The organism is Thiofilum sp. (assembly GCF_016711335.1).
GTDB lineage: Bacteria > Pseudomonadota > Gammaproteobacteria > Thiotrichales > Thiotrichaceae > Thiofilum.
Window position 1 is genome coordinate 1 of record NZ_JADJTF010000008.1, and the last position, 10858, is coordinate 10858.

The window sequence follows — 10858 nt, forward strand, 5'->3', positions numbered from 1 at the left end:
AGCGCCGCCTCGGCGCTGGCCCGATGGGCTGGTGCTGCCGGTGGGCGCATCACCGCCTCCCGATGGCCAGTCCCGAGAGGTGGAAAACAATGGGGCTAAGCGCCTCCAGGAAGGCCATGTTGGCGACCTGCCGCTGGGACCAGGCGGGGTGCGGACGTGGTCCGAAGGAGCCGTGGGCGTCCCTGGATCTTGCCGCCGGCGTGGCGAGCGTCGCCGCGCCGCGGTCACTCTTGTCACGGCGTGGTGGAGAACGTCGGCGACCGCCTCCATCATCCTCCCGGCGTTGATTTTGGCGGTTGCCGGAGTAGCTGCATCGTCCGGGCGTCAGCTGAGGGACCCGGCCCGCACTGCTGGCCTCATTCGGCGCCTTGCGGAACCTCGACTGATCGAAGGGGCCGCCTCGAGGAGCCGCCCGCCGCCTCGGCACCGGCGCCAGGGGCCTTCACCGGTGCGAGCCGCCGACGCGGTCGCTTCCGAAGTGAAGAGCACGGCCGCCCCGCCGGCGCGCCGCCGGCCATCGCCCGAAACTCCTCGACCACCTCCACCCGCGGCGAACCGCTCCGACGCACTCCGCGTGACGCCGGGCGCCGGTAGCCATCATGGAGGTGAGGACGTCACCTTCCGGCGGTAGGCCAGGTGGCGCTGGACGGCGAGATCCTCCTGCCGAGCCGCGCCTTGCTCCTCATCTGCCGCCGCCGGCTCATCACTGGGGAACCGTCAGGGTGGCGAGGGTGGGAATCTCCGCTCGGGCTGAGCTCGTCGGGCACGCGCCGGGGCCACGCGTAAAGGTGTATTGACAACGATCCGCTGCGGCTTCCGGGTGCGATCCTCCAGCGCCGGCAAGGATGTCCCAGGCCAGGCTTTCAAGCCGCGGATCCTGCCCTTGAGGGCGCCGCTGCCCAGGTGTCGGTGATAGAGGCGCTGCTGGTGACCCACCTCGGCGTGTTCTGCGCCGCCATATCCGTGCCGCGGCCGCTAGGACCAGGCGAGGAAGAGCTTAGCCAGTAGGCGTCGGGGAGTGGATGACCTCCTTCTTTCGTCACCCGCCGGGCTGTAGGCGCCGGGGTCGGCCTCCCACCGCTTCAGCCGCTGAAAGGCGGCCCGCTCGCCGGTGGCTGCGGTCTTCACACCTGCCGCAGGTCGCGCGTTCGCTCTGCGCCTGGGGATGTGATGGGTCCGCCGGCCGTCGGGGTGAGCCAGTACCGCCCGCCGTCCCACCGCACCCACCGCCCGCGCGCCAGCGCCTCCGCCTCGGGCGCCCCTCACCTTCACCGCCACCGCTGCCGACCTCCCGCCACGCTGTGGGCCGGGCGTCAATGGCGAGTCCAAAAATCGCAGGCAGAGAAGAAGCGGGCGGCTTAGGTTTGCTGAGAGCTGGCGCCCGCTTTTACTAGTACTTTCCAGGAGAGCCGACAAACAGTTTTGAACCAGTTGGTATTGCCCACTGATTTACGAATCACGAAGGGTATCCAAACCGGTTCGCCGGAAGCCCGCAGTTGCGCGGCCTCCTTTGGCTCCCCGTTGGCTCCCGCTGGATCGCGGGCTGTGGTACGGGTGCGGCTAACAGGGCGGTCAGACGTCATGGCTTCCCTGCCCCGCTGGCTGCCTGCCGAGAATTCGGCCAGCGGGCGAGCGCTCAGCTGCTGGAGCTCAGCCGGGAGAGCAGGGGCGGACTCAGGATCCCGGACCAGCCAGGCCGTTGCCGACCGCCGGCCAACAGGACAAGGTCCAGCTGAGCGGCGACCGAGAACCGCCCGCGGCCGCTGGCGGCCAGGGGAGCGGGGGCCCTGGTCAGCCCCTCAATCGGCGGCTCCCGCCGTGCGGGGAGACGGGCTGGCGGCTGGCGCCCAGGCCGCTGGGCGGCCGGAAACCGCAGGGTGATGAGCTGGTCCTGCCGGGCTGCACCAGCACCATGGCGTGGCCCATCCACGCCCCTCCCTGGAGGTCTGCCCGTTCAGCCGGCACCCCAACTGACAGCTGGCATCCCTCCCCGCTGACACACACAGGCTGCAGGTGGGGCTCAGCCGCCGCCCCGCATATGGGGCTTCAGGTCTGGGATGATTCATCTTCCGCCTCCGCCCAGCGCCTGCTGGCCTCCCCCGCAGACGTCGTGGGCCGAGGCTCGGCAGAGTCCGGGTGGAATGGTCGGCTCCCCGCGCCCCCCCTCTCGCAAGTCGGGGTCACTGCCATTGGCCCGCCAGGAGACAGCTGCTGGCCACGACCACCCGCCAGAGGCGCCGCCGCGGTCCGGCGAGCCAGAAGGTGAAGCTTGCCGACTCCCTCTCGAACCCCTTCGAAGCGCGGCAGGCGGCCAGGGCCCTCGCCAGCGTCCTCGGGCCAGCGTCCAGGAAGTCGCCAGCGGCGATCCTGGCGTGGAGGCGACGTGGCGATCCGCTTCACCTCCGCCGCGTAGGACCGCCGAGCGCGTACAGCCCGGCCAGACTGCTGGCGGAGGTTGGCCGCCCTGGTGACCGCTACGCGGGGCACCTGCGTCCCTGGCTGCAACGGCGGGGTGGCCCCTCGCGGCGCCCTCGGTGGCCTCGGGCGGCTTCTGACCGAAAGCGCACTGCCAGGAGCCGCGGAGGCACCGCTGCCGCCGCAGCCGTTGGCCATGCCCGTCGCTCCGCAGAGCCTCGGCGCTCCATCCATGCTGTTGCCGGGGTCGATAAGCTGTCACCAACCTTCAGGAGGCCTTCTTCTTCTCGTTTCATGTCGTCCTCAGGCCACCTCTGCAGGATGGAGCGGCGTGGCTGAGCGGACCATCGCCCTCCGTCAGGTTTAGCAGGAGCGCGGCGTCGTAGCAAGAAACTGCCCTGGCCGCGAGGCGCCGAGGTCGTTGATTTCGTCGACGACCTCGGGGGCGTCAGGTGGCCCCCGTCACCGGCCCAGGGCCATGGCCTGAGGCGCGGAGGACTACCCCGCGCCGCCAAGTGGGTTACATCTGGTGGCCGCCCAGAGCGCGCCCGCCAGAGTGACGAGCCCAGAGAGGATGAGCCGGCCGTGAGGCAGGCTGGCGTCAGGCACGTCCATGTCGGGGTGGCCCGCTGCCGTCCCAGGCGTCGACCACCCGCGCGAGCCGCTCCTCGAGCGTCAGCCAGCCAGGCGGGCGTCTCCGGAGCCAGGTCCAGGCGTCGTCAGGGAGGCGCACGGAGATGCGGGAGGCTGGCGTCCCGCAGGATGGTAGGCCCGGCCCGTCTTCAGGTTCATGCTGACCCCCACGGCGCGGTCCCACCGCTGGACCATCGGCGCTCTTGCGTCGGTGAGGCGGAGGCCTGGCCTGGCCGGCGCGCGCGTCCCCGCGGAGGTGGCGGCCTGTAGCCGACCATCGCGCCGCCACCTCAGCGAGATCTCCTGAGGGGACGCCTCCCAGTACGTGGCCAGGAAATCCACCTGCTCCAAGCGGCTTGGTATTCTCGTCCACCCACTCCCATCGCCAACGCCGTCGCGATGATCCGCCCGTAGAGCCGGTCCCAGCCTGGCTGCTGGCTCGGGCCTGGCAACGCCTATTCCCCCCGGGTCGCAACTCTTGAATCCGGCGGCTCCTGGACTGGGCCACCGTCTCCTTCAGCCCATCGACGTCCACCAGGTCGAGCAGCTCTCGGCCGTGAGGTCCGGACTGGCCTTCACCAGCAGGTGGTGGAGGACCTCCGCCGCGCCCTGGAAGCCATCGGACGTTCCCGCCCCTGGCCAGCTTCGACTGCGCGGCTGAGACCGCCTTCGCGACGGCCAGCGTGGCCTTGGGGGACGATGAACTTGCAGGTCGCCGATGGTGACGCGGCCGCCCTCTTTGCAGGTCTGGCTCATCTCCCCTGCCTGGGCGGCGACGAAAGGCCTCACCAATGGCCTCCTTCAGGGGGCCCGGGTTGTCGAGGAGGAGCCGGCGCACGCTCTTGGCGTCGGTGGCGCTGATGTTGATGGTCACGTTCGTCCGCCCGCCCATCCCGCCCAGCTCGTTGTTCGGCACGATGCCGCCGGAGGCGCCCGGGACGAAGAGCTCTGGCCCCCGCTCGCCGACGATGTAGGGGGCGCCCGCCGTCACCGGCCCACCCAGGCCCGGTACTCCGGAACAGAGGCGATGGCGGCCACCATGGCCACGCCCGCCGCGGCCGCGTTGAGCCAGCCCCAGGGGCCGGCTGTGGCCGACAGGGCGATCGCCAGCCGCACGGCCTGCTGGATCATTCCGGCCGATGTAGCCAAACCATGCCGAGGCCGCGGCGCCGATGGCCGAGCCGACGCCGGCGAGGGCGCCTGAGATGTTCCGCCCGACCTCCACCCATGCCATCTGCGCTTGCCGAGCGTCTGCGCTGGAGCTTCTCCGCAGCCTTTTCATGGCGCCTCGCCCGAACATCGAACGCCGCCTGACCCACGGTGGCGCGCTTCTCGAGGGCCTTTGGTCCTCCTCCCGCCTCCTTCTTCTTCTCTTCGCCCGCGCCACCCGATCGAGGTGGGCATAGAAGCCCTGGTAACGGCGATTCAATCTCGGCCTTCTCCTTCAGGGTCCGCTCCTTTGGCCTTGGCCTCCCGGTCCCGCTCCGCCTGGTCATCAGCGAGCCGGCGGGCGTTCTCGAGCCCGGATGGAGGCCGCCATGGCGATCCGATTGCGCCGGTCCTCGAAGGCCTGCTGCAGCGCCAGCAGCTCGGCGTGCGCTCGCTCCGCCACCCGAGCGCCGCCGCCGCAGCGTCGATGCGGTCCTGCTGCCCGTAGGTGACTTCGTTCGCGTCCTGCTGGCCCTGGAGGAGGTCGAGCGCCGCCCGCTTCGCCTCCATCTCGGCTCGCGCGCAGCGATGGCCGGGTTCATCGCCGCGGAGTTGGCGGCGAGCCCAGCGTCCTTGGCGCCCACGCCGCGGGCCTTCGCGTTGAAGTCCTGCACCGCCTTGGCAGCGGCGACGGCATCCTGCTTCAGCTCTCGAAGACCCTGGTCGTTGACCTTCTTCGCCTCCGCCGCGGCCGCCTTCTGCTTGCCGAGGTGATCGGCCAGCGCCTGGACCCCAGTTGCGCCAGGGCCAGGCCGGCACCCACCACCCCGCCGCCGAGGAAGATGGAGCCGAGGCCGGTCAGCGCCACCTGAGCGGACTTGCCTGCCGGCCCGAGCTCACCCCAGGCTCTGGGTGAAGAATATCATCGTCTCGCGGGCCTTGCCGGTGCGCTCCTTCAGCTTCGCCATGAGCTTCTCTTCGCCGCCCTGGACCGCAGGAGCGAGCGCAGAGCCGAAGACCTGGGAGGTGTCGGTGACCTGCTTCTTCAGGTTCAGCAACTCGGTCCGGGCGCCGCTTGCGTCCGCGATCACCCTTGATCTGCGTCGTAACCGTCGATGAGTCGCTCATCAGATCCCCGCCGTCAGAGACGGCGCCGGCGTTCATGGCGTTGTTGATGACTTCGCTCAGCGAGTTGCGGACTCGGTTGCCGAACGCCGTCTTCTTCAGGTTCCAGGTCCCGCTCCATGAACGGGTCACTCGCCTCGGCGTTCGGGCGGGCGTGCTGCTGGACTGGCACCAGCCGCCCGAGGGCGATGGCCTTCTTCAGGCCGCCCTCCTTGCCGTACCGCTGATCCTGCCGAAGTGCTTCTTCTTGAGGTCGGCGCTGGGAGCCCGGCGGAGGTGCTGCTTGGTTTCGTGCTGCTGGCCGATCAGGGTGACGAACGCGGCGTTGGACCGGATCCAGACCGCGCCGGTGATCGACGCCTGCTTGTCCGAGACCACCGCCTTGACCGCCCGCCGCGTCTTGCCGGTCCGCACGTCCAACGAGCCGCCGGACAGGGGGCCCGTCGCCAGGTCCACCGCGAAGTCGGAGACCGTCGAGGTGATGGCGTCCTTCAGCGCCTCCCGGATCTTCCCGGGCAGGTTGTCGCAACGGACCTCGAGATCCTTCCAACCCTTCAGCTCCACCGCCGAAGACATGGCGTCTCCCTGCTACGGGCTGGTGGGGCCGGTCCGGAGGCCGGCCGCTTCGAGGACCGAGGCGACGGTCTCGGTCATGGACTCCATCAAGATCAGGTCCATGAGCTCCTCCACCGTGACGGCCGGGTAGTTCCGGACCACCAGCGTATGGACGATGCGCGCCATGCCAGTCAGGCCTCGTCCTCCCGTGCCGGCGCCGGCCCGGCGCATGATCTCCTGAACCGCGATGCCATCGCTCAGTTTGGCCTTCGGGACGATGAACTCGCGGCCGCCGACGTCGACGGCCTTCCCCTGATCCGTTCATGGCGCCCTCCCGGCGGCCAGCTGGCGAAGGCGGAGGGCGCGCATCCGCAGCCCGAGCGCCGTGGTGGTGTCCTGCGTCCGGGCGGCCGCGGCCCGCCGGCGCGAGCCGGTCCGGGCCTGCGTCTGCCGGTGCTTCGTCTTCCGGGCCCGGGCCTGCATCATCGTCTTCAGCGCCTTCGGATTCAGCCCCAGCTCCGCCGCGGCCCGCTTGGCAAAGGCCCCGGCAAAGGCCAGGGCGTGGGCCGACCCCATGCCGATGCAGATCACGCCGTCACCTTCGGCGCCGGGCCGGTCGTGCACGTGCCGATGAAGTCGGCCGCGGTCTTCGGCCGGCTGGCCAGGACCGCGATCTGCACGGCGACCTGAAGCTCGGAGCCCGGGCCGGCGGCGCCGGCCTGGACGACCGGGGACCACCGGGCGTGGCCGTCCACCTGGTGGGCCTTGCCTCCGGTGGCCACCAGCACCGCCCGGTCGAGCTCCACTCCGCGGTGCTGGAGCTCCCAAGCCGCGGCGCCCAGCTTGGCCAGGCCGGCCTGGAAGTCGGCGGTCAGCTTCTCGGCGCTGGCCTGCAGCGCCAGCAGCTGCCGGTCGAGCTCCACGAGCTCGGCCCGGTTCTGGTCCAGCTGGGTCTCGGCGAGGGCCTTCTCCGCCGCGGCGCGGGCCTCGGCCGCCAGCTCGGCCTGGAACTCGGCCGACTTCACGGCCTCCCTGCTGTCGCTGCAGGCGAACCGGGCGGAGGTCCACGGGACGGAGCCGATGTCCTGCCGCGCCCGGAAGTCCCCCCGCAGCTTGCGGTCGGCATCGACGGCCGCGGTCACGGCCCTCGCGGGCCTTGTCCAGCTGCTTGGCCGCAGCGGCGACTGCCTTTGCGGCGCTTCTCGATCTCGGTGTCGAACATGGTGATCTCCTTACGGGCGGGCGGCGAGGGTGACGGCGGTCGAGCGGGTGTTGCCGCCGACGCGGCTGAGGATGGGGGCGGGGTCATCAACTGGCCGCCCATGCGCATCACGATCCGGAGCGCGGCCAGGTCGCGGTCGAACCAGATGTGCAGCGACAGCTGGACGTCCAGGCCGGGAGTCCGGATGGCCGCGACGTAGTCGGCCAGATCGGCCAGGGAAAATGTCGCCCGCCGAGCCCGGGGCGTTGGCGGCCTCAGTGAAGATGACCGGGATGCCCAACAGCGCGGGCAGGCCTGAGTCGGTCGGCCCGTTGAAGGCGGAGTAGCCCGGGCCGCCCAGCCCGACGCCCACGCCCGGGACCACCAGGTTGGTGAGCTGGGCCTCGAGGTCCGGGTGGGCGAGCCAGACGGCGCGGCGGCGGCTCGAGGCGGTGTGCCGGGAGAGCAGCTTGGCCACATTCGCGAGATTGATGGTGCCCGCGGTCTGCCCGCCCTCGGCGGCCTGGGTGATCAGGCCGGGAGCGTTGAGGAGCCCCAGCGGCTTGCCCCACCCGTCGCCCGCCAGGATCGCGCGGCTGATGGCGAAGTCGATCTTCGCCGCCACCGCCGTCCGGATGCAGAGCTCGAGCCCGGCGGCGTCCTCGAGGAGCTCGCCGGTGACGGGCACGAGCGCAGTGATCTTGCCGACCGAGACCAGCTCCCCGCGCACGCTGGGCTTCGACTGCGCCAGCAGCCCGCCCTCGGCCGCCCAATGCACCGCGATCCCGTTCGTGTCCCACGGGGCTGCCGCGTCCAGGCCGAGCGTCAGGCCGTTGGAGCCGACCGGTACCTGGGTGCACCGCAACAGCAGCGAGTCCTCGGAGAGGGCGCGCATGAAGAACGCGCCGGTGTACTCGAGAGGGGACCAGGTAGCCGCCATCGGCGCCGGTGCTCTCGGTTCCGAAGGTGGTGGCCGCGGCCGCGTTCAGTGCGGCCAGACGTGGGTCATTGGTGCCGAGCTCGCCCTGGCGGACGACGGCGGCGATGAAGCCATGCAGGGTGGCGAACGGGTTCTTCACTTGGTGGCCTTGCTGGCCGGCTTGCGGCCCTTGGGGGTGGTGGTGGTGCGAAGGAGGCGGTCGCCCTCGATGGCCTCTGGCGAGAGGCCGAGCTCGGCCGCGAGACGGGCGATGGTCGCGGGATACGGCCGGCCGAGGGGCGGCGAGGCCTCGGCGCGCTTGAGCGTGGCGAGCCCGACCCCGACCGCCGCGGCGAGGGCGCGCTGGCTGAGGCCGAGCGCGCGCCGGCGCGTGGCGATCAAGGAGGGACCGGGCGGCGTTCGGGGCGTCATGGGCTCATCTTCTCGGCGCCCTTGGACAGGGTGAGCCCGTGCGCCCTCAGCGGCGGCGGCGCGCCGGCGCAGAGGCGAAGACCTTCGGGAGGAGGCCGCCGCGCGGGTAGGCCCGGCGCGCCGGCACGGCCAGCAGCTCCGCGGGCGCGACCTGCAGCACGGCGGCCAGCTTCACCGCGGTGGCGGGGCTCAGGAAGCCCGTCCGCTCGGCGAAGCGGCAGGCCGTCAGGCCGATCCCGGCGGCGCGGGCCAGCTCGACCTGGCTGAGGCCGAGGGCGATTCTGCGCTGGTGGAGGAGGTGGTTCGCGGCGGCGGGCGGGGGCGGGCATGGCGGGGCTCCTGGGTGACGGTTTCGCCGACGATGCGCCCGGCCGTGGACAGGCGGCGGCGCCGCGTTCTGGCGCCTGCCTGTGCCGATCCGTGGTTAACGGACCGTGAACACACGCGATTCTGCTGCGGCGGGGGTTGAGGGTCCGAATTTCCCGCGCGTGAATAAATGGGTGCCAAACGATGCTGGACCCCCCCCTGTAGAGATCCCGGTGGCCCCAGGGGTGACGCGGACCCGCCAGGGGTATGGATTGAATCCATACCCTTCTCGTCAGCGCCCAAAACCGCTGTCGTAGAGCGCCGTCTTCTTCGAGTGGCACGTGGCGCACATCCCTTGGCAGTTTGACTCCGCGTAGAACAGCGCCCTGTCTCCGCGGTGGGGCACGATGTGGTCGACGACCGTCGCGTCGACGCCGCACGCCCGGCAGTGAGGGTGGGCGGCCAGGAAGGCGGCGCGGCGCCGGCGCCACTCGGCCTCGGAGTACAGGCTCGCGCCCAGGGCCTTGCGGCGCTGCCAGTCAGACCGCGCACTCGAGGCGGCGTGGGCCTCGCACCGTCGAACGCCGCGTTGGAGTAGCACGCGGCAGCCTGGCTGCAGACAGCGGTGGGGGGCACCTTGGGCCATGGTCGGGATCCTCGAGGCGGGGTGGATGGAGGGGCAGCAGCAGCTGCTCGCCGGCGGGTGGGCTGGGTGGCGGAGGGTCGGGGGGTAGCCAGCCGCGGCCCAACAGCCACCCTCGATCGCCACCACGAGGGCCAGCTCCCCCTGGTTGAAGTCGCGGTCTTCCTCGGCCTCGAGCCAGGCCCGCGCCGCCAGCAGTACCTGCAGCCTCAGGGGTGGCGGACGGTGGTCGGAGAGCATCTTGGCCCACTGCCTCGCGGCCTTCGAGACCATCAGTCGGAACCCCCCACACGCGTGTCCTCGTCTTCGCGATCGCTCCAGTGACGAGGAGGTTGGGGCTGAACTTGTACGGCCCTGGCCCGCGCGCGCTCCAGGACCTCGGACAGGCGGCGGAGGTCGTTGGTCTCGTCAACGACCTCGGCGGCGGCCGGCGCCTCGCCGCGGGGATCCTGCACCTGCTGGCCGCAGAGTGGACAGCAGCTCATCCCAGCGCCCGATCCGAGACGGTCATGGTGGTCGGGGTCCAGAGCAACTCGACTTGCCCAGTGGGACCGTTTCGGTTCTTCGCCACGTCCACCGTCAGAGTTTCGCCCCGGTCCCCGCGCGACAGCAGCCACACCTGGTGGGATGCGTCCTCGAGCTCGCCGCTGTTCTTGATGTCGGAAAGGCGAGGGGGTCGGCCCCCGTTCTTCTCGAGGTCGCGGTTGAGGTGCACCAGCAGGATGGCGGCAGCGCCCACGGCGTTGGCGGCGTCGCGGTAGGTCTTTGAGATTCAGCCAAGCGCCCTGTCGGGCCGCTCATCCCCGCGGTCGGGGCCGTCGACCACCACCTCCGCCAGGTTATCGAGGATGAAACACCGAACGCCGTGCTCCCTCGCCATGCGGCGCATCGCCCCGGTGATCTCCTCGACGGTCCGACCGTGGCTGTCGTCCAGGTACACCAGCCACTCCATCCGCTCATAGACCGCTGCCCCGACCCGATCCCACTGGCCCTTGTCCCACCGCGCCTCGTCCCGCATCAGGTGCGACCCCATGCGGGCGCGGCGAGCCATGGCGCGGTCGGCGAAAGGCGTCGGCGTAGTCCTCGAGGACGAAGATGCCCACCGGGATGCCGCGCTCCGCCAGGTTGTCGGCGATGGCCGAGACCATGGCGGTCTTGCCCACCGGGCCTGGCCGCGACGGTCACCAGGTGCCCCACGCGGAAGCCGCCGGTCAGGCCATCAGGCTGCGGAAGCCCGTGGGCAGGATGCTCGCCGCCAGCTTCTCCGGGTGGCGCTGGAGATCCTCCTTGCGCTCCAGCCGCTCGACCATGACCTCAGCGATCCGCTGAGCTGGGCGTCCCCGTGCGGTCTCCAGTGCCGAGAGCTGCTGCGCAAAGCGGGCGACGAGCTCCTCGCCCTTGGTCGCCCCGTCGCACCTCAGCACCTCGGCGGCGATGCGCCTGGCCTCCCTCCCCACCACCTCCCGGTGCTCTGGCGTCC

Annotated in this window: 10 protein-coding genes and 1 pseudogene; all 11 read right to left on the reverse strand. The window is 71.2% G+C overall.

All coding sequences use genetic code 11. The features are described from left to right. Positions 1–5093 precede the first annotated feature (5093 nt). Positions 5094–5288: a hypothetical protein gene (locus tag IPL34_RS20645; RefSeq protein WP_296843420.1), complete on the reverse strand. Its 195-nt coding sequence runs from the start codon at positions 5286–5288 to the stop codon at positions 5094–5096. A 232-nt stretch (positions 5289–5520) separates the two neighbouring features. Next, positions 5521–5898 carry a hypothetical protein gene (locus IPL34_RS20650; protein ID WP_296843421.1) on the reverse strand — a complete coding sequence of 126 codons (378 nt, stop codon included), beginning with the start codon at positions 5896–5898 and terminating at the stop codon, positions 5521–5523. A gap of 12 nt (positions 5899–5910) precedes the next feature. Then, positions 5911–6063, reverse strand: a complete 153-nt coding sequence (locus IPL34_RS20655; RefSeq protein WP_296843422.1) for a hypothetical protein — start codon at positions 6061–6063, stop codon at positions 5911–5913. 135 nt (positions 6064–6198) lie between these two features. Further along, positions 6199–6468 (reverse strand): hypothetical protein, encoded by a 270-nt coding sequence (locus IPL34_RS20660; RefSeq protein WP_296843423.1) that lies wholly within the window; start codon positions 6466–6468, stop codon positions 6199–6201. Then, entirely contained in the window at positions 6465–7019 is a 555-nt protein-coding gene (locus IPL34_RS20665; RefSeq protein ID WP_296843424.1) for a hypothetical protein, read from the reverse strand. Before IPL34_RS20665 ends, IPL34_RS20660 begins: the two co-directional genes overlap by 4 nt. A 90-nt stretch (positions 7020–7109) precedes the next feature. Then, positions 7110–8018: a phage major capsid protein gene (locus IPL34_RS20670; protein ID WP_296843425.1), complete on the reverse strand. Its 909-nt coding sequence runs from the start codon at positions 8016–8018 to the stop codon at positions 7110–7112. 135 nt (positions 8019–8153) lie between these two features. Then, positions 8154–8429, reverse strand: coding sequence for a helix-turn-helix transcriptional regulator (locus IPL34_RS20675; RefSeq protein ID WP_296843426.1), 276 nt, complete (start codon positions 8427–8429; stop codon positions 8154–8156). Between the two features lie 46 nt (positions 8430–8475). After that, positions 8476–8847, reverse strand: a complete 372-nt coding sequence (locus IPL34_RS20810) for a helix-turn-helix transcriptional regulator (RefSeq protein ID WP_366931120.1) — start codon at positions 8845–8847, stop codon at positions 8476–8478. 180 nt (positions 8848–9027) lie between these two features. Further along, on the reverse strand, positions 9028–9651 hold the full coding sequence (locus IPL34_RS20815; protein ID WP_366931119.1) for an HNH endonuclease: 624 nt from the start codon (positions 9649–9651) through the stop codon (positions 9028–9030). Between the two features lie 208 nt (positions 9652–9859). Further along, a pseudogene (locus IPL34_RS20685) lies at positions 9860–10435 on the reverse strand (DnaB-like helicase C-terminal domain-containing protein); the annotation flags it as partial. 154 nt (positions 10436–10589) lie between these two features. Next, the coding region (locus tag IPL34_RS20690; protein ID WP_296843428.1) for a hypothetical protein at positions 10590–10858 on the reverse strand (269 nt) is incomplete at its 5' end.